The following is a 24,030-nucleotide window of genomic DNA, read 5'->3' as shown; positions in this document are numbered from 1 at the left end:
TTCATCGGAATGGTTGGTCAACCCCATCGGAATTTTATGAAAATGGCTAGTTGGTCAAGTGTATCGGAACACTTGGTCAACCCAATCGGAATGAGTGATCAACTAAAGTGGAATAATCACTTTTATCATTTACTAAGATTGTTTTATCTGGTTCTATCAGTTTTTTAACCATATCCTTATAATACTGATATGTAGTAGAACCCATCTTATGAGGGAATACTTCTCCTTCTTCTAGTTTTCCTATGTAATCTGGTATATTCATATATACAATACGTCCTTCTCTTTCCTTATCAATAGACCAGACGAATGTACATCTTTGTTTTTCATGAATCATTTCTAATGATTTTATATCAGTCATAAGAAAAAAGCGTCCAACAATAATACATATGTTCTGCTGATTAAAAACACATTGTAAATCAATATGTGTCAATTCACTTTCTGAGCATCCATTCATAACTGAATATAAATAATTCACTAATTCATTTTTGCTAGAATAATATTGACTTGGATCAGCACCACAATAAAAAACATCATCATCTAGATAATGGCTTAATAAACTCATATCCTTATGCCAAAATGTTTGTAAAATTTCTGTACTTGTACCAATTAAATCATTTACCACTTTTTTTCTCATATATATCACCACTATTAATTTACCAAAAATAATATTATAAGTCTCATACTTATGTATAAAAAGTTTTTTTATTGCACGAAAAGTATTCTTTAGGCTTTAATTTATTTAAATAAGTAAACTATGCCAAATTATTTTCGGTTTTTAGTAAGTATTTTTATGACTTCACTTGTATTTTCTAATGTTTTATAATATTTGTTACTTATATAATACTCTATATCTTCAATTTAGTAAAGTAAAGCGTCTCTTGTCTCTCCATTTTTAATGGTTCCAGTGTGTCCATCTGCTGTATATACAATGACAGCCTGAATACAAGCCTGTTCTCTCACGAATGAAAGGATCACTCACTTTCATCTTTTTGAGCTTCATTTAAATACTCTACAAGATAACCAATCGTTTCTCCACCGCCAAGGCCAACAACCATACCATCTTCAATCTACTTTAGCCCTTCTTCTCTTCATTCATCTCTTATTCGTGTAATTATCTAACACGAATAGACTATCGCTTAAGTTTATTTTCGTAAGCAAAAAAGTGAAGAAAATATTATTCTCCACCTCTATCATATCTTATAAATCTATTTCCTTGATACGTTAATATACCTTCTTCTCCTTCTTTTAGAGATATATAAGCATAATAATCTACAGGAAATCTCTTCATCTGTCCATCTTCTAACCCAAAACAAATATAGTACTTATGACCATTCATTTCTTTTGTAAGTACATTAGCTCTTATAGAATGAACAGCTGAACGATTATTCTTTAACCACCATAAAATACTTTCGCCAAACATATATTCACCACCAAAAGACTAACAACTCACTGTTATTCATCTTCATCTACTGTATTAAAAAAACTTTCTAAAAACACAAATAAACAATCCATTTCTATCACCTCAATGTTTACTAGTATAGTATTTAGATATGTAATTGTTATGGACTCTATGTGTTTTTTATATGTATTTTTTATCAAGAAAAGGACTTCAGATGAATGATAATCAAAGAGTTTTTTCTGCCCCTTGTTTCTTAACTTAATATTCTTTTTCAAAAATCAGATCCATTACCTGTACATGTCCAGTTCCACGCTGTTTTACAGGAACATATCCAACATATCGCCAGCCTTGTGAAGCTCTTTTCTCAATAATAGACCGATAATCATCAATACAATATACAGTACCTGCACCTAGTCCATAACCACTTAGATGACAGCTTACAGTTTCATATGCATACTTGTACATAATTTGTTCTCCTTTCATGAACCTGATATTGTCGCAATAATTAGTTTTCTGTAACATTCTGTAAATCTTGGTAAAATCTTTCATAATCAAACTTACCTTTGGTTTTAACTTTTTTTACTGCTCTAATAACAGTATTTCTAATAATAGTAACTTTTTCCTCGTCTGTCGCATTATAATATTGATCAAAATCAATTCTAATATCAATGCTGGCACAACTTCCATTTCCAATAAATCTAACTTTATCTTTCCACATTCCCTTTTGATACAAATCCTTAGGAGCACATTGAGGACATATACCAATTATTTTCAAAGTCTCGCTATATTCCTTATCTTTGAAGTATTCATGACATTTTTTACAATAGTAGTATACACCTTCATTCACGCCATATTGCTGAGTAAAATAAGCAGGCGAGTTGATATTTAATTCCAATTTTTATCACCTCTCATTTTGATTTACTTTCTTGTTCCATCTTCATAAAACATCTTTTTTAAAGCAAGTTCTGTTGGAATAATAGATACGATTAGAATAATACATTGCAATAGGACAAAGATAAGAGAAATCATACTATATGTATTGTCATTAGTACGTAATAGTAATACAGAAACAAGAACTGAAAAAGCAAGCATGAATAAACCCATCTTATACCAAAGTCTTCCACAATACTCATTCGCAAATCTCCATGTATCCATATTTTTCATTGAACGCGTTGTTCTGTATCCTACCAAACCATTTATATTTTTGGGATAATGTTTCCACATGATTCTTCCTGTTACAATCACAACAACAGGAATCAACAAGTTACAAATAAATAATACATACATAAGACAGACCTCCTTTTGCATTTGTCTTATATCATTAATAGAAGCAGTTGTCGCAAAACTTGCGACAACTGAACGATTCAATTCTTCTTTCAATGCATCCCTAATATGTTTACCTAGCGTCTTGATATGTCTCTCAAATAATTCAACCACACGATATCATTATTAACAGGCGCATTAAGTTTAATTTCTTTATCTGCTGTTTCAAACAAAATCTATTCGTTTTTCATAATAGATTTACCTTCTTGTTAATTAAGTTCTTTCCCCTTTACATCTTCTTATCTTTTATATAGATACAGAAAAAGAACTTTCCTATATAAGTATTATACCATTTCTTATCTACAATTACTTTTACAACTATATTATAATATTTATCTCATTATAAAAACAGGAGCACCCCCCCGCCAGATATGGGCAGAGGACACTCCTTCTAGGCTTATTAGAAACACAATCCAAACAATAATCAACTATCATTTATAGAATCTTAATACCTGATATTGATAATAGTTATCCTTATCTAGATAACCAACAGAAATGCCTTTTCCATTATATGCTGTTTTACCACTACTCGATTTATCTTTTGCTTCTTTGAGTAATGTATCAATCTCAGTATCCGTTGCTTTATTATAATTTGCTTTAATAAGTTTTTTTGTATATGTAAGTGCCTCATCATTATATTTACTTGTCTTATTAACGAAAATAAGCATATAGTCTACAATATCAGTTGCCTGATCTCCCGTATACTTTTCAGGTACAACGACTAAAGAAACACCTTCAAGAAGTCCATACCAGTACTGATTATTTTCTTTTGTTAAATAATCAGTTGAAGCAACGTTAAGTGAACTATGATCTACTACTTCAGTATTGAATTTTGCAACTAATACATCTACTGTTTCTTTTTCTATAAAGCCATACTTTTCATAGCTTTCCTGCAGATTTTTCTTTGCGTCTTCTACCTTAGACTTACCACATCCTGATAATCCAAAAGCCATCAAACAACATAATAGAATAGTGAGAACTCTCTTCATATGTATTCCTCCTCTCTATAAATATAAGAAAACATATGACTTCTATCCATGCTTATCATGTTTATATTTACTATTACTCATTTTAGATGAGCTAAAAATCATCATATTGTCTTTAATAGTCTTGGATAAACATATCTCATCACTTCAAATTATCAACAAAAATCACTCAACGATTTTATTGATTATAATCCTATCTTGAGAAAGACCATATATTTCTAATCTGTTTAGAAAGAGTATCATAACTCCATAAACGATTACTTCTTTTTATAGAGTTAGGATCATTCACAATAAACATCCCCTGCTTCATTCCTCTAATAACGATAAGATGTCCTGTAGTAGTAAAGTCTCCTGGTTTCATACTGCATATAAGAGGTCTACCATTCATAATTTCATTCTTCATAGAAGAATAAGAGAGGGGAATGTTTCTTCCATGAATACCATAATGTTTCATACCTTCAGTAAAGAAAGCCCAGGATGTTCCATCTTGATAATAGCCATGATTATATGCATATGATGCCACATCAAAAGGGGTAATGTTATTTCTTCCTGTTAATCCTGCAATAATCATTGCAGCACTTGTAGGACCACAGCCATTCATACCAATCACATTATGTCCGTACTTTCCATAACCCCATCTTTGATCATATTGAAGTAAGAGAGGATAACGTCCTTTTGTGACTGGACCTATTATATTTGTATAAACATGTCCTTTTTTACTTGGATAGTTGTAAACAAAATCAATGAGTTCTTCATTACGATAAAGTGCTTGAATCATTGTATCAGGATATTGATTCTTATTATTTAATATAGTACGTAGTTTAGGATTAAAACGCGCTTTTATTTCTAAACCAATATCTTCTCTCAGTCCACTTACACCTCCACTTATATTATAAGCTATATGACCTATAAGAATTGAGAATACAGAAAGTAATACAATAATTATTTTTTTCATATGTTTTCATCTCCTTAAAAAAGCATCTTCATTACTTGTATTTTACCAATACAAATGAAGATGCTTCTTTAATACATTCTTATAGAATTCTTATGAACTTCTTAATTTTTTGGAAGAGTAATGGTGAAGACTGTTTCTTCTTTATTACTTGATGCAAAGATAGAGCCATGATGAAGTTCCACTATTTCCTTGGCAATAGCTAGACCCAAACCACTTCCACCTGTTCTTGAAGTACGTGCTGAATCTAAACGATAGAAGTTTTCAAATATACGATTTAGTTTTTCTTGAGGTATCTCTTTTCCTTTATTGATAACTTTAATAATGACATCATCATGCGTACTATGAACATCAATATTAATATCAGTATGATCCTTACTATAGCTAATCGCATTCTTAATCACATTACTAAAGACTCTGCTGAGTTTATCGGCATCACCATATAATGTGATATCTTCATCTTGATTAAGATGGATATTCTTTTCCTGTTCTACTAGGACAGGATAAAAGTCATCAATAATCTGTTCAAGCATAAGACGGATATCTAAATCTTCTTTTTCTAGAATAATCTTTTCTGAATTATAACGAGCCACTTCAAACAATTCATTAATGAGATCTTCTAAGCGATAAGATTTATCTAATGCCACATTGATATACTTCTCTCTTTGAGTATCAGGCATATCTTTTATTTCATCTAATAAAGATAAGTAACCAATCATAGAAGTCAATGGTGTTTTAATATCATGAGCTAAATAAACAATGAGTTCATCCTTCTTCTGTTCATTCTCTCTTGCAAGTCTCTCATTCTTTATTGATTCACTCTTTAGTTCATTAAATCGTCTTTCTATATCATAAAGTTCTTCTGGTAATGTGATATAGTCTACACTCTTATCTATTAATTCATGAGATGCATGAGTCAATGCATCCATATAATAGGATGTCTGTTTATAAAGATGATGAATCATAAACGCAAAAGAAATCACTATACAGATTAATAAAAACAACAGAAGCGAGAGTGGATTCTTCACAATATTATAAAAGAACGCTAGAAACGTATAAATATTAGAATCAAAATCATAGACCCATTGAAAATCAAAAAAAGCAGCTAGATAGACTGCCAATACAAAAACAACTAACAGCCCTACTGTATAAGCTATATATTGTAGTAGTGTACGTTTATAAATCTTCTTTAAGATCGTATTAGTTTCCATATCATCCATCCTTTATTTTTCAATCTTATAGCCTACTCCATAGACCTTCTTTATATATTTAGGATTTCTTCCACCATCATGCATCTTTTCACGTAAGTGTCTAATATGCACCATAATTGTATTATTATCTCTCTTATAATAATCTTCTCCCCAGACCTTTAAAAACAAGTCATCACTCTTTACAACATTTCCTTTATAAAGACATAATTCCCATAATATCGCAAATTCTGTTTTAGTCAGTTCTATCTTCTTTTCATTAAAATAGAATTCTCTTGTATCATTATTAATACGTATTCCTCTAAAATCTATTTCATTCTTTTCTTCTTTTTCATTATAGTTCTTATAACGTCTTAGCTGTGCTTTGACTCGTGCAACAAGTTCTAATGGCTGGAATGGTTTTGTGACATAATCATCTGCACCAATACTTAAACCATTGATTTTATCAATATCCTCTACCTTTGCAGTCACAAAAATAATAGGAAACTTATACTTTCTTCTTATTTTATTGCATAAAGAAAAACCATCCATATCAGGCATCATTACATCTAAGATAGCTAAATCAATCTTTAAATCATCAATATCTCTTAATACATCCTGACTAGAATAGTACTTATATACAGTAAAATTTTCATTTTCTAAATAGATTTGTATTAAATCTGTAATCTCTTTTTCATCATCTACAACTAATATATTCATAAATATCCCCTCTTATGTATCATTATATCATTTACATTCCTATCAATTATTAATACTTTCTTAATTATTGAAAATTCCCTCTAGAGTTAGTTATAAATAATATGGTATGATAGTCGCATTGTGTGGAGGAAAATAAACATGAAGAACATGACTAAAGGGAAACCATTAAAGCTTATATTCTTATTTGCATTACCACTTATGTTAGGTAATATCCTACAGCAATTATATACAATGGTAGATACAATGATTGTAGGACAGTTCTTAGGTGTTAATGCCTTGGCGAGTCTAGGTGCTGCAGACTGGATCAACTGGGCTATTTTAGGAATAGTAATGGGCTTTACACAGGGATTCTCTATTCGTATCTCACGTACTTTTGGCGCTGAAGATTATGGGAATATGAAAAGATCTATGCATATGATTTTCTTCTTATGTGCTTTCTTTTCCATTCTTACAACAGTTGTTGCAGAATTATCTATCGTTCCATTATTAACTCTATTAAATACACCATCTAACGTTATTCAAGGTTCTATTACGTATTTAAGAATCATGTCCGGTGGTTTGACTATCACAATGTTTTATAACTGTTTTTCTAGTATATTACGTTCTTTAGGTGATAGCCGTACACCATTACTCGCAATGATTGGAGGAGCAATCACAAATATCTGTTTAGACTTATTATTTGTAGTAATATTTAAATGGGGTATTGCAGGTGCTGCGATTGCGACATTATTAGCGCAGTTCTTAACTACAATATTCTGTCTCTATATATTGAAGAAAGAATTACCATTCAAGTTAGAACTCACTAAATTTAAGTTTGAAAAAAAGATCATCAAGAACTTATTACAGTTAGGTTCACCTCTTGCCTTCCAGAACCTCATTATTTCTATTGGTGGTATTATGGTACAGTCAGTAGTCAATCGTTTTGGATTCTTATTTATTGCAGGATTTACTGCCACAAATAAGTTATATGGTTTATTAGAAGTAGCCGCTATTTCATTTGGTTATGCCATTACAACATTTAATAGCCAGAACCTAGGTGCTAAGCAGTATGAACGTATTAAAAAAGGTGTCGCACAGGCAGCCTTCTTATCATTCTGTACTTCAGTGATTATTGGTGTCTCAATGGTTTTATTTGGTAAGCATATCTTATTACTCTTTATTTCAGGTACACCTGATCAGATTAATAAGGTACTTACTATTTCTTATAAGTATCTCTTCATTATGGCAGTATGTCTACCAATTCTCTATATGCTGCATTCATATAGAAGTGCCTTGCAGGGAATGGAAAATACATTTATACCAATGGTATCAGGCATTGTGGAACTCGTTATTCGTGTAGGTGTTGCCCTCATCTTCCCTATATTTTTAGGTCAGAATGGTATTTATCTTGCAGAAGTACTCGCATGGACAGGTGCAGCAGTACTGCTTTATATATCATATAAAATAAAAATACATGCATTATTAAAAGGCAATAGTGAGATGGCTTAGTCATCCTCTATTGCCTTTTGTTTAATAAAATCTAAATTACTTTTCCGTTCATCTGACGCCATCTTTTATATTCCTCAACATCAGATTTCACCAATTTCCAGCATATTGTAACAACAGCAGCATCGTCTAAATATCCGACACCTAGAATACCATCTGGAATAATATCAGCTGGAGATAAGACATAAATCAATGCACTAATTATTGCGATAACTGTACCAATAGGAACATCTGTATATTCCTTTTTTATATAATTTCTAACAAGTGAAATCATTATCGGTAAAACAGCTAGTTTATCTCCAAGTGCAGGTATTGTTTTAAGTTTCTTTTCTAATCGTTGTAAAAAACGTTCTAATTCATCAACATCATCTAATAATGTTTTAGCCTTACCATATCCTTTCTTTAATTCTCTCAACGCAGATTTGTCATCAAAATTTTTTTCCATATTCATTTACCTCTTTATATTTCTGTTATAAATCTCAGAAACAATTAAGTCTTTTAATTCTTCATCCGTTAAAACATTGTAACTTTTTCCTTCAAATGTCATCTTTCTCAAATGATATTTCATTTCCATACTTTATCGCTCCCTTGATATTATCATATCATATCCTCTCTTACTATCATGAAGAAATCGTCCATTAATCCAAAAAAAGACATCTCCTAAGAGATGCCTTAACGAATTATTTCATTACAATATTTATATCTACTCGAAAATGTTGCTTTTACGCTGTTTTTCGCTATCTATCTTCTGATTTACTCCATTTTTACTCCAATTTTAAGCCAATATTTTCAGTTCAGCTACTTCTTCTTTTTTCTTTTCTTCTGAAACGTGCGTGTATAAATCGGTTGTCATTGCCAATGTGGAATGACCTAAGAGTTTCTGCACTACCTGTTGGTCTACTCCATTTTCATAACACCTTGTAGCGTATGTATGTCGCAAAGTGTGACAGGTAAACAATTCAAGTATCTTTGGCTCTCTCTTTTCTTCCTTTGCCAGTTCAATCTCTATCACATTGATTTTCGCTACATAGTCTTTGATTGCACTATTGACATTGTAATAATAAACTGGCGAACCGTCCGAACAGGTAAATACCAAGTTTTGAAATTCTTTATGCTGTTTCCATATCGAGCGTTTCCACATCTTCTGTTCTGTCTGCTTTATCTTCTGATTTTGCAAAATCTCATACACTTCATCTGTCATAGGAATGACACGATTACTTGATATGGTTTTTGCAGTCGTATAGAAAAACTTTGAACCCTCAACGGGACTGGAAGCCTTTGAGTAATGAATTGTCTTATTGATTGTAATTTCTCTTTTTCCAAAATCACAATCTTCCCATTTCAGTCCAAGCACTTCTCCAATCCGACAGCCTGTTGTCACAGCAAATTTCAGAACATTGATGTGTATATAGGAAGAAGCAAATGTAAAAAATTTCTCCTGTTCCTCTCTTGTTAATACACGCCTTTCCTTTTTCACTTCTTTTGGCATTTCCACACCGATACAGGGATTTTTTCTAATGTATTCACTCAATACTGCCTTATCAAACATATCGCTTAACATAAATCTAATATTCGATACCGTTCCGTGTGCAAGACCGCTGTCTATCAAATCATTCAAAAATTTCTGAACGTGATATGTTTTAATGTCCTGCAAATACATCTTTCCGATAGAGTTTTTCACTCTTGAATTGTAGTAACTGTGGTTTTTATATATCGTAGTCATTTTGACTGTTTTCTTCTTATACAACTCCGTCCACGTTACATACCACGCATTTAAAGTGATACTTTCGCCATTGCCATTCAAACCATGTTCATCTTCATAAACCGCTTCTCGCAACTTCCGTTTTAATTCATTCAGTTTAAAATCATAAAGCGTTTTTCGTTTCCCTGTTTTGCTTGTAAATCTTGCAATATAGCGTCCGTCTGCTCTCTGTGAAATTCCCTTACCGAGTTCTTTGCCCTTTAAATCTTTACCCATACCAACTTTCCTTTCTTCTACTGAAAGAAATATGGTAAAGTAAATATTTCAATTTTCATTATATCGACACCCCATTTTCTTTTCAAGCCCTTTTACATTGATATTCCAGCCATTCATCAAATAATTTTTTATTTGCATACAGCCGATTACCAATGCGTACCGTAAATCTATTTTTCGGATTGTTCAACAGTTCTCTTGCCTTTGTTTTCCCAATCCCCATATACTCACAAAATTCATTTATATTCAGTAATGCTTTTTCTATACGATTATCCCCTTTCCTCTAATCTTCTTGCTTTTATGTAATCATCATACAACTGCTTCTGTGTAATATTCATTTCTCCATTTGCTACAAGATTACCAATATAATCTCTCTGCTCTATCTTTCCAACCTCTGCAAACAGCTTCAAAGACGGGGCAACATACTTTTCCAACCACTCCCACACCTTTTGTAAACTTTTCTTCTGTGGTTGCATGGTAAGTTTGACCTTGCCTATATCTTTCATCAGTTCCGCCCACGCTTGATAGGTTGGATAAAGCCTTTTTCGTGTTGTCATGCTGTCTGTCGGCTTTTCTAAAAATCGTATTTTGCTGTTCAACACTTCCATTGCCAGTCCTGCCACATCTCTATATCTCAATAATTCCTGTACTACGCTTACCGCCATTTCCTGCCGAAATCTCAATTCATATCTGTTCCAATTCTCATCTAATTCTGTTCCATACTTTTTATTCTGTTCATATCCCTTTTCATAAAATACCAATCTCAAATTACTGGCTGAACTGCCGAGATAAAGACTTCCACCTTTACTCTGAAACACTTCCTCTTTCAGTTCTCCCGAGTCGTGAAAATCTATCTCCCGTAACTTTGAAGAAAGCAATCCCTCTTTTGTCCTTACAATTAAATCGGGAATACTCAAATAAGGTTTTCTATCATCTATCGCCAAATCAATCCGAGGAAAGTTGATGTGATACTGACAAACTCTGTTTAAGAAATCAAACCATGTTTCCTCATTGAGTTGTAAAAAATTTTCATAGTTGCGACAACCTTTCCCACTCATTAAAATCTGAAAGCCTTGATACTGTGCATTTCCTGTCGGCTTTAGCACCTTGATATTAGCGAAGATAGCCACAACCTCATGTCCTGCAATCCCCTTTTCATAGCCTGTTACCGTCATAAGTTCCATAGGTATTCTCAACACATCTTCTATGACTGCTTCTAACGGAACTTCCTTAATCGTTATCTGACACCAATCTATCAAAGCACTTAATTCTTCTTTCTGTCGTATTACTCCCCTGTTAGTGTAGGGGAGTTCTGGAAGAAAACTTCCGCTTCTTTCTTCCAAATTTATCAAACCTCCTTATCTGCAACGGCGTTGCCATTGCCCTGCCCTCAACCTGCCGTTTGGTACGTCAGAACGAGGACAGGAACTTTGACCGCCTACATATTTTTGTTTGGAACAGGGCGGATACCCTTACAGGTAATCTTCTCCACTAATACAGGGAAATTTCCTCTCTGCACATAAGGGGCATAAACTGGTTCTTCCAGTTCCACCACAGCATAAGGCTCAATCTTCGGAAGTTCCGTTGCTTCCAAGCGAATATCCACGCTGTTTCCAAGTTTCATGCTTCCAAGATGAAGTTTTAAGGCTTCCACTTCCTCTGTTTTCTTCTTACTGTCTTTATCATAGCGGTAACAGTTATCCGCACCCATAAAGCGAAGTTCTCCAAATGCTTCTTTTACCTGTTCTTTTGTCAATGTAATCTGCATACACATTCCTTTCTCCCCGTTGAACCGATAGGTCAGTTTCTCATATTTTCATTTTCCTATTACGACGCCGTTCATTGTTCAGTTTTTTCTGAACTTAATTGTATATTAGCACAGGCATATTCGTTTTGCAATAGAAAGTTTAGTTTTTTATAAACTTTTTGTTTTCTTTTTTCTGAACTTGTGGTATAGTGTCCTTAGACGATAAGATATGAGAAGTTATAACGAGATATGGAAAGAGAGGGTTTTTCAGATGAATACAATCGCAGAACGGATTAAATTTGCCATGAGAGCAAAAAATAAAAAACAGGTGGACATAGTCAAAGATACAGGTATCAGCAAAGGGGCGTTCAGTTCCTATCTTTCGGGACAATACAATCCAAAAGCCGATAAAATGGAACTGATTGCCGACTCCTTAGATGTAGACTTGCGGTGGCTTTACGGAGAAAATGTACCTATGGAACATACAAGTAAGAATAACAATGCCCTGCAATATGTCTTTTATAACAACTCCTGCTCCGAGTATCTTCTTGATAATTTAGACGATATCTATATTGCCATGATGACCCAATATGCCGCCCTTATTCCACGCTTTTATGTTCTTGTCAATCGTGCTGGAAATGCAATGCACCTATTACCTTTATTTTTGAAAGAAGATAGTTCCGAGTTCTACGAATGTCCGTCTGATTTCTTCTATTCCGACAGGCATACTATTTTTACAAGAGATTTTGAAAGTATTCACATGGTATTAACAACCGCCACGATTTACTATTACGGAATTGATACAAAAACTTATGAACCGAAAGTTACCAAACTTGCCTACTCACAGACTGACGATTGCTTTTATATTGACAATGAAGTACATGATTGTCATATCAAAGCATTTGAAAAAGAAGTGGTAAAAGAAGCACTTTACTTAAAACACAACGCCCAGTAACAGACAAGAGGACTTGCAAGGTTTCTGACCTTTCAAGTCCTCTGCTGTATCATGGTTCTGTTGGCTGTGTCCGTTCCGTCAAGGACTGCCCTACGGCGTATCGGCTACGCCTTGTTCCTTGACCTCACTACATTTCTCTCAACTTTTTAGAAACTATGAAATTACAAAGAAATGCTACCGCTACAATAATAAAGCAAATGATTGTACACCATACAGGTACTCTCATATCTAATTGCACTCGTAACAAAATCGTGATTGCTAAAAATACAGCTCCCACAATTTGTATAAAGTCTAATATCTTTTTTTGAAGTGTCTGTAAATGCTTCTTGTCTTTTATTCTTTCAGATTTCCATATTCCATAATTTACTTGCATATCATTTACATCTTCATCTGATATAAGTTCATCCATACTTACATCTAGTTCTAATGCCAGTTTTTTTGCCGTAATCAAATCTGGACATCTTGAACCATTTTCCCAACGACAAACTGTCTGCCTTGAAACATATAACTTATCTGCCAGTTGTTGCTGAGTGAGATTTTTTTCTTCTCTGAATTTTTTGATGTTATCATTTAATGCCATACTCCATACCTCTCTTTCATTCACATCATATAACGATAGAACCCAAAATAAAAGTACCAGTATGTATTTCCTTTGTTTCCATTTTGGTAACATCTGTTTATTCCAAGTTTTCTACACCATAATACCGATATATCGCTGAACCAATGTATTTTGTAACCCCTTTTCCGTACTGTTTATCTGTGGCTTCTTCCAACTGAGAATGATTCAAATAATCTTTAGCCATTTCTAATAATAATACTCTTGCATTATCCATTTTAAAAAGATTTTTACAACTTTTCCCCAATCTTTTTACTGCTTTCATTGACATATCTTTCATCGTAAACCGTTACGCTACTAAAGAGTCAAGATGTTTTTTCTATTTTATCACAAATTCAATAAAACTGCCCCTAATTTTACAAATAAGAAATGACGCAGATAATGTTTCCACTACCTACGCCATTTCTCATTACATCTTTGAAATATTTACTCCATTTTCTTTCAATCTTTACTCCAATTTTACTCCATTTTAAAAATCTGTTACGATATTTTACGGTATTCTATGATACCTTTCCCTTGAAGAAAAATGTCTGCAAGCCTTGATTTTAAGCGAACTTTTCAATATTCCCAAGCACTTTATTCTGTTGTGAGATTTTCTCTCAAATTATTTAACTACAATATTTACAATCTTGTTAGGAACATAAATGATCTTCTTAATTTCTTTACCATCAGTATGTGCCTTAACATTTTCAAGTTCTAATGCCTGCTGTTTAACAGATTCAGCTTCCTGATCCTTATTAATAGATAAACGTCCACGTACTTTACCATTTACCTGTACTGCAATTTCAATTGTAGATACAACAAGCTTGTCTTCTTCATATGTTGGCCATGCTTCATAAGCAATTGTTCCTTCATGACCAAGTTTTTCCCACATTTCTTCACAGATATGAGGCGCAATACATGAAAGCATCTTAACGATACCTTCTGCATATGGCTTATAAACTGCTTTAGCCTTATATGCTTCATTGATGAAGATCATCATCTGTGAGATAGCTGTATTAAAGCCAAGGTTTTCATAGTCTTCAGTCACTTTCTTAACTGTTGAGTGATATACGAAGTCTAATGAACCATCATTTATATCAGTTAACTTATCAGATTCAACAAATAATCTATAAACACGTTCTAGCCATTTCTTTGAACCTTCTACACCTGTTTCACTCCAAGGTTTAGATGCTTCAAGAGGACCCATAAACATTTCATATAAACGTAATGTATCTGCACCATATGCTTCTACAATATCATCTGGATTAATAACATTACCCTTTGACTTAGACATCTTCACACCATTTGGACCAAGAATCATACCCTGATGGTATAGCTTCTTGAATGGTTCTTTAACTGGTACGATACCCTTGTCATATAAATAGTTATTCCACATACGTGAATATAATAAGTGTCCTACTGCATGTTCAGGTCCACCAACATATAAGTCAACTGGCATCCAGTGCTTTAATAATTCTGGATCTGCAATAGCCTTATCGTTATGTGGATCAATATATCTTAAGAAGTACCAAGAAGATCCTGCAGAACCAGGCATTGTACTTGTTTCTCTCTTACCCTTCTTACCATCTACTTCTACATTAACCCAGTCAACAGCCTTATCCAATGGAGAAGAACCAGTCTTTGATGGACTATAATCTTCAAGTTCAGGTAAGATAAGTGGTAACTGATCATCACTTAATGCAACAGATGAGCCATCATCAAAGTTAATGATTGGAATTGGTTCACCCCAATATCTCTGTCTTGCAAAGATCCATTCTCTTAAACGATAGTTAACATGCTTAGAACCACAATGATGTTCTTCTAACCAGTCTAACATCTTATCGATTGCTTCCTGTTTATCTAAACCATTTAAGAAGTCAGAGTTAATATGTACACCATCTTGTGTCCATGCTTCCTTAGTAACATCTCCACCTTCTAATACTGGAATAATATCGATACCAAACTTCTTTGCGAAAGCATAGTCACGATCATCATGTGCAGGAACAGCCATGATAGCACCTGTTCCATAACCAGCTAATACATAGTCAGAAATCCAGATTGGAATCTTCTTACCATTTACTGGGTTGATTGCATAAGCACCAATGAAGACACCTGTCTTTTCTTTATTTAATTCAGTTCTTTCAAGTTCTGACTTAGTTGCACATACATCTAAGTAAGCTTTTACTTCATCCTTCTTATCAGGAGTCGTAATCTTTTCTACTAATTCATGTTCTGGTGCTAATACACAATAAGTAGCTCCAAATAATGTATCACAACGTGTTGTGAATACTGTGAATTTATCATCATAACCATCTACCTTAAAATCAACATGAGCACCGATTGATTTACCAATCCAGTTTCTCTGAATTTCTTTAGTAGATTCTGGCCAATCAACTTCTTCTAATCCTGCAAGTAATCTTTCAGCATATTTAGGAATATCAATAACCCACTGTTTCATATTCTTACGAATAACAGGGAATCCACCACGTTCACTCTTACCATCGATGATTTCATCGTTCGCAAGTACTGTACCTAATTCTTCACACCAGTTAACAGGAATATCTACATATCTAGCTAAACCATCTTCATATAGCTGTTTGAAAATCCACTGAGTCCATTTATAGAAGCTAGGATCACAAGTAGATACCTGCTTATCCCAGTCAAATGAGAAACCTAACATCTTTAACTGTTTAGTGAAAGTCTGAATATTCTTTAATGTAAATCCTTCAGGGTGGTTACCTGTCTTGATTGCATACTGTTCAGCAGGTAAACCAAATGAGTCAAATCCCATTGGGTGTAATACGTTATATCCCTGCATTCTCTTCATTCTTGACATGATGTCAGTTGCTGTATATCCTTCTGGATGTCCAACATGAAGACCTTGTCCTGATGGATAAGGGAACATGTCTAAGGCATAGTATTTAGGCTTTGAGAAATCATAAACATCTGTTTCGAATGTCTTATTCTCTTCCCAGTATTTCTGCCATTTCTTTTCTGCTATTTTATGATCATAAGCCATAATTTTGTCTCCTCCACTTTTAAAATAAAAAAAGTCCTCATGTCTAAGGACGAGAACTCGCGGTACCACCTTAGTTCATGAAGACTGATTCATGCGCTTAATGCTTTAACGCAGCAATACGTGATCTGCTTATCACAGACCCATCTCCCTAGCGAGTTCAATGGATAACTTTACTTATTCACACCAGCCATAAGTTCTCTTAAAAAGTATGACCATCTACTACTCTAGTTCCTTGACTTTTATATACTTACACACCTTATCATAATTTCCCATTATTTGCAAGAAGTATCATCTCATTTTAAGTATGCGGGATGGATTGAGCTTGATAATATAAAGAATACTAAATAGCGTAGAGAAACAAACTAATAAGAAAGAACCAATCCACAATATCAACATAATAAGAGGCTGGAAAGTGATATGCATAGGAAAGTCTGTAATCTGTGGGATGATTTGATTCATTATCTTCATAATACCAAGTAATATGAGTGAAGCTGTCACATAGCTATAAGAATGGAGAATCAAACATTGACAGAAAGACATCTTAAAAATATGTTTTTTCTTTTCACCATAGGCCTTCATGATGGCATGATCCTTCTTTAAATGCATCGCATGAAGAATCATGATTTCCATTATCATAAATATAGAAGAAAGTATTGTGAGAATAGAGAATAACACTAGAACCATCTGAATTCTATTCATATTCTGATTAAAAGTTTTTTGAGTTGATTCCCCCATTGCTTTAAACTCATATTCAGGATAATTCTTTTTTAAAGAATCTATAATGGATTTATCTTCCTTATATTTCAACATACCATATCTTGCAGTCGGTCTTTGATTAAAGATGGACTCTATCCAATGATAATTGGCATATTCATACATATAGAAGGCATCATAATTATAGGTTTGTGGAGAAATACCAACTATCTTTACTTCTTTTCCCTTTATCTTTAATTGATGCTTATAATAGATTGTCCAAGTTGTATTAAGTAATGTATTGACCTTATTCTTTTGTGCAAGTTTTCTTGCAGTAGAGAGAGGAACCGCAATTTCATCATTATTTTGTGGAGCTCTACCATATATATAATGAGTGGTATAGGACGAGTCGTCTGATATAAATAATACGTCATTCTTTTGATAACGTTGACTATTATGAGAGATTCCCATGAGATCATAATCATCAAGATTTAAATAATGATAGGATGCTTCATTGAAATGGGTTAAAGATAAAGGATCATCATTACGTAATTTATAAGTAATTGACTTCTGTGGAATCAATGAAGAAAGATATTGATAAATAGTATTACGAAAAGAGAATGTAAATGTAAATGTCATCATCAAACATAATAATGCGATAGATAGAGAAAATGACATCTGAAAAAATCTTTTACGACTACTTAAGAATGATTGGATAGTTAATTTAAGTATAGGAAAATGTCGTGGCTTATTATTGGTATGGTTCTCTCGAGGATAACTTTCTGTCTTTTTAATAAGTGTATCCTTTATAATACATCCATCCTTCATCTCTATAATACGATCACTATATTGTTTTACTAATACTTCATCATGGGATACAAATAATACAAGAGAAGAATGAGAACGCTGCTTCAATATCTTTAATACTCTCTCTGCATTATCTGGATCAAGTGAAGCTGTTGGTTCATCACATAGAACAATATCTGGATCATAATAAAGTGCACGCTCTATCGCTGCTCGTTGTCTTTGTCCTAAGGAAAGATCATTAACTGAAGTATTCTTAAATTGTTTAGTCAATGTTTCATCCAGTATGTAGGATGATTTATGAAAGTAATCATATAAACGTATATTATTATTAATAGAAAGCCAAGGTATAAGATGAAAATCCTGAAAAATGATAGAAACTTTCTTATTCTTTTCATATATCACTTCTCCTGAGTAATCATGATCAAGTCCAGCAATAATATGAAGTAAAGTACTTTTTCCACATCCACTTGGCCCAACAAGTGATACAAATCCTGTATCAGGAAGAGTACAAGTAATGTTTTCTAAGACATGTTCATGTAGATAACGCTTGTTGATTGATTTAAGTTGAATCATATTATTCCTCCCTGAGTAATGAGACTATACTTTCTTTCTTAATACGAATAAACGGTGCAGATGCAGAAAGTATGAGTATAAGAAGATAGAGAAAATAGAAAATAATATAGAAATAATAAGGAGATGCAAGACAGGTAAAATGGAAATAACTCTTAAAGGATGTGAGCGGGAGAATAGTAAGAATAACAATAAACATCACTATGCTGATAGAGTAAATAAATGTGCCTATAATAAGTATTTCTATCTTTGATTCACGCTGTAATTGTTTATAAGATGCACCCATAGAAATTTTCAAAGCAAGAGAACGGCTTCTTTCTAAATATAAAGAAGAGAAGACTGTTTTTGTAAGTTCTATTGCCACAAATAAGCTGACCATCATATAAACTAACGCAATCATACGACCAATAGAAATAAGTGTTCCATAACTCATCTTCTTCATATATACATCATTATCTACTTCATAGTTCTTTTCATAACGTTTAATAAGTGTTTCGGGAGCCTTTGTGACTACATCTATTTTGTCATCTCTTAATAAATCTGGATATGTCTTATCTATATCATGATGGAAACAAACCAATTGATCCTGATAGAAATTATCTTCTATTACTCCCACTACTTTATATGTTTCATCTTCTAATAGATGACATGTGAACTGTGATTTGAGTTTATGAGATAAATTATGAGTAATAATGACTTCATTTGTATGATGAGGAAAACGACCTGAAAGCAGCTTGATATGATTTTTCTTAGCAGGTAAACGAATCAACAAGGCATTAACTCCTTTGATATACCCACTTTCTATATCAAAATGTTTTGTACCTTTTTCTTTTAAAGACAATGGTTCTCCATCATGACTGGATATAGTTACAATATCTTTAAGTGGTGCTTCCGTGTAAGATTTTTCTATAGAGGTAGAAAGACCATTTAAACCACTTATAATCACTAGAGATGTTACAATGACTAATATCTGAAAAAGTGAGAGTAATGCGAGTCTCTTTCTTTCTCCCAATACTTCTTTAAAACTATAACGCATAGAGAAGTGTCTCTTATGTCGAGGAATAAGAACTTCTTTATTTATATGATTGTCTTTAATTGTATGTAATGTCTGGTTCTTCATCTCTATGAGTACATCGACATATTCATCTAATAGGGATGTATCATGAGAAACAACAATGACTAAACGATCTTCAGATACTTCCTTTAAGAGTGTCATAACCTCTTTTGCCTGTTTATAATGAAGGGCACCTGTAGGTTCATCACATAAAAGTACAGGTGCATCCTTTAACAAGGCACGGGCAATAGATACACGTTTCATCTGTCCAATAGAAAGTTCATCAGGATATCTTTTCATAAGCTTTTCTATTTTTAAGCGTCTAATAATCTTATCCATCTTTTTCTTATCAAAATCAATCTGTCCAAAATAACATCCAGCCATGATATTCTCTTCTACTGTATAAGAAGGAATAAGATCATTATTCTGTTTAATAAAGCCTATCATCTTACTAAATTTTTTATCTATCACTTCATGATTAAAAGTAATTGTGCCATTATATTGCAGTAATCCACATAAACAATATAGAAGTGTAGACTTCCCACATCCTGAAGGTCCTTTGATTCCTACTAAACCAGTATCTGGAAATATATAATTCACATGATCCAATATACAAATATCATAACTCACAGTTAAGTCTTTAAGTTCTAGCATATTTTTCCCTCCATTTTATGTTATAATGAGCCAGGTGATAAAAAATGAATCCTTTTCCATATTCTTTAGATAACAAGCGTTATCATACATACAATTATTTTTTAAAAACGAGATATCATAAAAAAGTCGCAAAAGTCTCTTTAGATGCCCATTTTACTTGTCCTAATAGAGATGGGACAAAAGGCTTTGGAGGCTGTATATTCTGTTCTGAGAAAGGTTCTGGCGACTTTATTCTAGATAGTGATTCTCTTTTAGAACAGTTTAAAGCAGGTGCTGAAGTAATGAAAAGAAAGTGGCCTGAAGCTGTCTTTATTCCCTACTTCCAGGCATATACAAATACCTATGCTTCTTTAGATCAGTTAAAGAAGATCTATGAACCATTTATTGGTATGAAGGATGTTGTTGGTATTGCGATTGCGACACGTGCAGACTGCCTCACTGAAGAAATATGTGCTTATTTAGAAGAATTAAATAGAAAAACGGATGTCTATATAGAATTAGGCTTACAGACTATTCATGACAATACTGCAAAAGAAATCAATCGTTGTCATACTTATCAGGAATTCTTAGATGGACTCTCTATGTTAAGAAGACATCATTTAGAAGTCTGTGTGCATATTATTAATGGTTTACCTAATGAAACAATAGAGATGATGTTGGAGACTGCAAAAGCGGTAGGAAAACTAGATATTCAAGGTATTAAGATTCACAATCTCTATGTCACACAAAATAGTCGTCTATATAAGCTCTATTATCCTTTTAAGATGTTAGAAAGAGATGAATATATTTCTTTAGTTGCAAGACAACTAGAATATATTCCAAATCATGTAGTCGTAGAAAGACTGACTGGAGATGCACCATTAGAAGAATTAGTAGCTCCTTTATGGTCTATCAAAAAAACAACAATTCTTAATGATATCGATAAATATATGAAAGCTCAAGATATTATGCAGGGGGATCTTGTGTCCCTCAAATAATATATACGAAAGAAAAGAAAGAATTTCTTAAGGACATAAAAAAATCTGGCCAAAAGCCAGATTTCTTTTTATTATTCTTCTGTTTCAAGAAGACCGTATCCACCATCTCTACGTTTATAGACAACACATACTGTATTAGTTTCGATATCCTTATAAACGAAGAATGAATGACCAATGAGTTCCATCTGCATGATAGCTTCTTCCATGTCCATTGGCTTTGGATTAATTGTTTTTGTCTTAACGACAACGTCTTCTTCAGGTTCTTCAAGAGCTTCTAAAGTGTTAATGTTGAAAGCGAGTTTATTATTCTTTGACTTTCTACTTAACTTTGTCTTGTACTTTCTGATCTGTCTTTCTAGCTTATCGATAACTAAATCGATTGCTTCATAAAGATCATCACTTGTTTCTTCTGCACGAAGAAGAACATACTCTGTAGGAATTGTAACTTCAATTTTCTGACCAAATGGGTAAGTTCTAATTAAAACCTTAGCCTCCACATCTTGTCCCATGATGAAGTACTTGTCGAGCAATGCTAACTTTTTAGTAATTTTATCCTCGATAGCATCTGTAATTGCAACGTTTTTACCTCTGACAATAACTTTCATAATTAATTCCTCCTTTACAATTCTTTCTATAACTATATTATACATAAAAAAAACTAAAAAAACACTCTTGACATAAAATATAAAAAAAGAAGACGTTAATGTCTTCTTAAGCTAAGTATTTCTTTAAGTCTTCTACTTTATTTAATTTTTCCCATGGGAATTCAACATCAGTACGACCAAAGTGTCCATAAGCAGCCGTAGGGCCATAGATTGGGTTTAATAAATCTAATGTATTGATGATACCCTGAGGAGTTAAATCAAATTCTTTCTTGATTGCATCTAAGATGACTTCATCAGCTACTTTACCAGTTCCATAAGTATCAACATGCACACTTGTAGGATCCTTTACACCAATTGCATAAGATAACTGGATTTCAATACGATCACATAATCCTGCTGCAACAATGTTCTTAGCGATATAACGACTGATATAAGCTGCACTTCTATCTACCTTTGATGGGTCTTTGCCAGAGAATGCGCCTCCACCATGTCTTGCCATTCCTCCATAAGTATCAACGATGATCTTACGTCCAGTTAAACCAGTATCACCATGAGGACCACCAATAACAAATCTTCCTGTTGGGTTAATGAATACCTTGTAGTCTTCATTCATATGATGTTTTCTTACAACTTCTTTCATGATTTTTTCTTTAATGAATGTCTTGAATTCTTCTTCATTAAAATCTGGATCATGCTGGATTGACATAAGAATTGTATCAACCTTTGGATTATTTTCATCTGTATAATCAATAGTAACCTGTGATTTCATATCAGGTCTTGCATGTTTGAATGTACCATTATGTCTTAATTCACTTGCATAACGTACTAATTCATGAGCCATAGAGATTGGTAAAGGCATATATGTTTCAGTTTCATTTGTTGCATAACCAAACATGATACCCTGGTCACCTGCACCACCTACTTCTACATTTGTACCTAATGCGATATCACTAGACTGTGTATCCATAACAACCTTGATTTCACAAGTATCTGCATCAATGCCTAAATCTTCAGCAGTATAGCCGATTCTTCTCATTACATCACGTGCCACTGCTTCATAATCTACTTTCGCATTCGTTGTAATTTCTCCACCAATGACTAATAAATTAGTTGTTGCGAAACATTCACAAGCTACACGTGAATATTTGTCCTGTCTTAAGCATTCATCTAAGATTGCATCACTGATCTGATCACAAAGCTTATCTGGATGTCCTTCTGATACAGATTCTGATGTAAATAAGTTCTTTTCCATTTTCTTCTTTTCCTCCTGTAATAAAAAAGCTCTCCTCAAAGAGGAAAGCGTAGTAATCTGCTTCCTCTTATTGTTCAAGTAATACTTGCTTGGTCAAGGCACCTTCTATATAAGGGTTGCCACCACTTTAAAACGATCCTCATCTGTGTGGTTCTGAATAAGAGTATAAAAATATTTAATTAAATTGCCTGTACTTCAATAACGCCTGGAACTTCTTCTACTAAAATCTGTTCAACACCATCTTTAATAGTAGAATCTAACATCATGCAGCCTGCACATGCACCAAGCATATGTACATAAACGATGCCGTCTTTGAAATCAACGAATTCTAAGTCTCCACCATCTCTTTGAAGATAGGGTCTCAACTTATGAATGACTTCCTTAATGGCTTCAATCTTTTCTTCCATGATTTCACCTCGCTTCTGCTTGACCATTATAACACACAAAATAAAAAAGAAAAGTGATATACCCTATAGAATCACTAAAAAACATACTTATTTATTAGACAATTTTATAAGATTGCACATTTTTAAGTATAATTCACTGTTTTTTGTACATATTCTATGATTCTTATCAAGCATAATAAAAGAACCCCTAAGGGTTCTTCAACATTATTCATCACTATTATTTTTAATATAATCCAATACGAAATGAATGATATAAAGTACGACAATCATCCATCCGACAGATACTAAAACATATTTACATTCTATAGGCTTATCTTCATCAAACTTAAAGTAATAGTTATAAGTAAGTACTGGCACTTGAGTCATAAATATAAGTAAAGCAAGTACAGCTATATTTGTTTTCTTCATATTAACCTTCCATTCCTTTTCACCTCTAAAGTTAGTATGCTCTAACTATACTATTTTATTTTCTCTTTGTAAAGTTATTACAATATATTTTATTAATAGTATTCTTCTTTTGGAGTATATTTATTTCACAACTGATTAGATAGTGTAAAATATTTTGTGTAAATTATGATTTTTCAATTATAGAAAATGGACATATTTCCTAGTAAAATTAAGTCGACCAAAACATTAATCTAAGGAGATATGCCCATGAATTATTT

Annotated in this window: 27 protein-coding genes and 1 other annotated feature; of the genes, 3 read left to right on the top strand and 24 right to left on the bottom strand. The window is 33.0% G+C overall.

Translation table 11 applies throughout. From position 1 onward, the window contains the following. Positions 1–76: 76 nt before the first annotated feature. The 9 genes from H8909_RS09355 to H8909_RS09315 all read right to left on the bottom strand — a co-directional run bounded on the left by H8909_RS09355 (position 77) and on the right by H8909_RS09315 (position 6,567). A complete protein-coding gene (locus tag H8909_RS09355) occupies positions 77–634 on the bottom strand; it encodes a nuclear transport factor 2 family protein (RefSeq protein ID WP_187012637.1) in 558 nt (185 codons plus the stop codon). A gap of 540 nt (positions 635–1,174) precedes the next feature. Next, positions 1,175–1,420 carry a DUF2500 family protein gene (locus H8909_RS09350; RefSeq protein ID WP_187012636.1) on the bottom strand — a complete coding sequence of 82 codons (246 nt, stop codon included), beginning with the start codon at positions 1,418–1,420 and terminating at the stop codon, positions 1,175–1,177. Positions 1,421–1,657: 237 nt separating this feature from the next. Then, complete coding sequence (locus tag H8909_RS09345) at positions 1,658–1,864, bottom strand: DUF4177 domain-containing protein (protein ID WP_158546288.1); 207 nt, start codon at positions 1,862–1,864, stop codon at positions 1,658–1,660. Between the two features lie 40 nt (positions 1,865–1,904). Beyond that, positions 1,905–2,294 carry an Imm44 family immunity protein gene (locus H8909_RS09340; RefSeq protein ID WP_187012635.1) on the bottom strand — a complete coding sequence of 130 codons (390 nt, stop codon included), beginning with the start codon at positions 2,292–2,294 and terminating at the stop codon, positions 1,905–1,907. A gap of 23 nt (positions 2,295–2,317) precedes the next feature. Beyond that, a complete protein-coding gene (locus H8909_RS09335) occupies positions 2,318–2,836 on the bottom strand; it encodes an SdpI family protein (RefSeq protein WP_187012634.1) in 519 nt (172 codons plus the stop codon). A gap of 317 nt (positions 2,837–3,153) precedes the next feature. After that, entirely contained in the window at positions 3,154–3,711 is a 558-nt protein-coding gene (locus tag H8909_RS09330) for a substrate-binding domain-containing protein (RefSeq protein ID WP_187012633.1), read from the bottom strand. 190 nt (positions 3,712–3,901) lie between these two features. Next, complete coding sequence (locus H8909_RS09325) at positions 3,902–4,663, bottom strand: C39 family peptidase (RefSeq protein WP_187012632.1); 762 nt, start codon at positions 4,661–4,663, stop codon at positions 3,902–3,904. Between the two features lie 101 nt (positions 4,664–4,764). After that, complete coding sequence (locus H8909_RS09320; protein ID WP_187012631.1) at positions 4,765–5,871, bottom strand: sensor histidine kinase; 1,107 nt, start codon at positions 5,869–5,871, stop codon at positions 4,765–4,767. A gap of 12 nt (positions 5,872–5,883) precedes the next feature. Continuing rightward, the gene (locus H8909_RS09315; protein ID WP_187012630.1) at positions 5,884–6,567 is read right to left on the bottom strand and encodes a response regulator transcription factor; all 684 of its coding nucleotides are present in this window, start codon (positions 6,565–6,567) and stop codon (positions 5,884–5,886) included. A gap of 138 nt (positions 6,568–6,705) precedes the next feature. Here H8909_RS09315 and H8909_RS09310 point away from each other — a divergent pair, with 138 nt between their 5' ends. Then, entirely contained in the window at positions 6,706–8,055 is a 1,350-nt protein-coding gene (locus H8909_RS09310) for an MATE family efflux transporter (protein ID WP_187012629.1), read from the top strand. Between the two features lie 31 nt (positions 8,056–8,086). Here H8909_RS09310 and H8909_RS09305 read toward each other — a convergent pair whose 3' ends face one another. The 6 genes from H8909_RS09305 to H8909_RS09285 all read right to left on the bottom strand — a co-directional run bounded on the left by H8909_RS09305 (position 8,087) and on the right by H8909_RS09285 (position 11,795). Then, a complete protein-coding gene (locus H8909_RS09305) occupies positions 8,087–8,497 on the bottom strand; it encodes a YkvA family protein (RefSeq protein WP_187012628.1) in 411 nt (136 codons plus the stop codon). 6 nt (positions 8,498–8,503) lie between these two features. Further along, positions 8,504–8,626, bottom strand: coding sequence for a hypothetical protein (locus H8909_RS13630; protein ID WP_255465886.1), 123 nt, complete (start codon positions 8,624–8,626; stop codon positions 8,504–8,506). Between the two features lie 201 nt (positions 8,627–8,827). Further along, positions 8,828–10,030 carry a site-specific integrase gene (locus H8909_RS09300; RefSeq protein WP_055158428.1) on the bottom strand — a complete coding sequence of 401 codons (1,203 nt, stop codon included), beginning with the start codon at positions 10,028–10,030 and terminating at the stop codon, positions 8,828–8,830. Positions 10,031–10,112: 82 nt separating this feature from the next. After that, on the bottom strand, positions 10,113–10,277 hold the full coding sequence (locus H8909_RS09295; RefSeq protein WP_255465889.1) for a MerR family transcriptional regulator: 165 nt from the start codon (positions 10,275–10,277) through the stop codon (positions 10,113–10,115). A 19-nt stretch (positions 10,278–10,296) separates the two neighbouring features. Then, entirely contained in the window at positions 10,297–11,370 is a 1,074-nt protein-coding gene (locus tag H8909_RS09290) for a replication initiation factor domain-containing protein (protein WP_202985940.1), read from the bottom strand. 95 nt (positions 11,371–11,465) lie between these two features. Then, complete coding sequence (locus tag H8909_RS09285) at positions 11,466–11,795, bottom strand: hypothetical protein (protein ID WP_004613680.1); 330 nt, start codon at positions 11,793–11,795, stop codon at positions 11,466–11,468. Between the two features lie 250 nt (positions 11,796–12,045). Here H8909_RS09285 and H8909_RS09280 point away from each other — a divergent pair, with 250 nt between their 5' ends. Continuing rightward, complete coding sequence (locus tag H8909_RS09280; RefSeq protein ID WP_025482937.1) at positions 12,046–12,729, top strand: helix-turn-helix domain-containing protein; 684 nt, start codon at positions 12,046–12,048, stop codon at positions 12,727–12,729. Between the two features lie 127 nt (positions 12,730–12,856). Here H8909_RS09280 and H8909_RS09275 read toward each other — a convergent pair whose 3' ends face one another. The 5 genes from H8909_RS09275 to H8909_RS09255 all read right to left on the bottom strand — a co-directional run bounded on the left by H8909_RS09275 (position 12,857) and on the right by H8909_RS09255 (position 20,124). After that, positions 12,857–13,309, bottom strand: coding sequence for a helix-turn-helix domain-containing protein (locus tag H8909_RS09275; protein WP_117494170.1), 453 nt, complete (start codon positions 13,307–13,309; stop codon positions 12,857–12,859). A gap of 97 nt (positions 13,310–13,406) precedes the next feature. Beyond that, the gene (locus H8909_RS09270) at positions 13,407–13,616 is read right to left on the bottom strand and encodes a hypothetical protein (protein WP_202985939.1); all 210 of its coding nucleotides are present in this window, start codon (positions 13,614–13,616) and stop codon (positions 13,407–13,409) included. Between the two features lie 333 nt (positions 13,617–13,949). Then, the gene (leuS, locus tag H8909_RS09265; RefSeq protein WP_187012627.1) at positions 13,950–16,346 is read right to left on the bottom strand and encodes a leucine--tRNA ligase; all 2,397 of its coding nucleotides are present in this window, start codon (positions 16,344–16,346) and stop codon (positions 13,950–13,952) included. A 42-nt stretch (positions 16,347–16,388) separates the two neighbouring features. Further along, positions 16,389–16,588 (bottom strand) — a binding site (T-box leader). A 46-nt stretch (positions 16,589–16,634) separates the two neighbouring features. After that, entirely contained in the window at positions 16,635–18,419 is a 1,785-nt protein-coding gene (locus H8909_RS09260; RefSeq protein WP_187012626.1) for an ABC transporter ATP-binding protein/permease, read from the bottom strand. Between the two features lies 1 nt (position 18,420). Then, entirely contained in the window at positions 18,421–20,124 is a 1,704-nt protein-coding gene (locus H8909_RS09255) for an ATP-binding cassette domain-containing protein (RefSeq protein WP_187012625.1), read from the bottom strand. A gap of 44 nt (positions 20,125–20,168) precedes the next feature. Between H8909_RS09255 and mnmL the strand changes: the two genes are divergently transcribed. Beyond that, a complete protein-coding gene (gene mnmL, locus H8909_RS09250; RefSeq protein WP_187012624.1) occupies positions 20,169–21,101 on the top strand; it encodes a tRNA modification radical SAM protein MnmL/YtqA in 933 nt (310 codons plus the stop codon). Positions 21,102–21,172: 71 nt separating this feature from the next. Here mnmL and hpf read toward each other — a convergent pair whose 3' ends face one another. The 4 genes from hpf to H8909_RS09230 all read right to left on the bottom strand — a co-directional run bounded on the left by hpf (position 21,173) and on the right by H8909_RS09230 (position 23,773). Beyond that, entirely contained in the window at positions 21,173–21,706 is a 534-nt protein-coding gene (gene hpf, locus H8909_RS09245; protein ID WP_187012623.1) for a ribosome hibernation-promoting factor, HPF/YfiA family, read from the bottom strand. Positions 21,707–21,812: 106 nt separating this feature from the next. Next, positions 21,813–22,958, bottom strand: coding sequence for a methionine adenosyltransferase (gene metK, locus H8909_RS09240; RefSeq protein ID WP_187012622.1), 1,146 nt, complete (start codon positions 22,956–22,958; stop codon positions 21,813–21,815). A gap of 179 nt (positions 22,959–23,137) precedes the next feature. Further along, on the bottom strand, positions 23,138–23,365 hold the full coding sequence (locus H8909_RS09235; RefSeq protein WP_022425304.1) for a NifU family protein: 228 nt from the start codon (positions 23,363–23,365) through the stop codon (positions 23,138–23,140). Positions 23,366–23,569: 204 nt separating this feature from the next. Then, positions 23,570–23,773, bottom strand: a complete 204-nt coding sequence (locus tag H8909_RS09230; RefSeq protein WP_187012621.1) for a hypothetical protein — start codon at positions 23,771–23,773, stop codon at positions 23,570–23,572. Positions 23,774–24,030 lie beyond the last annotated feature (257 nt).

It is taken from the genome of Catenibacterium faecis (assembly GCF_014306455.1).
Taxonomy (GTDB): domain Bacteria; phylum Bacillota_I; class Bacilli_A; order Erysipelotrichales; family Coprobacillaceae; genus Catenibacterium; species Catenibacterium mitsuoka_A.
Note: the sequence above shows the minus strand (reverse complement) of the source record. Positions and strands in the feature narration are given on the sequence as shown.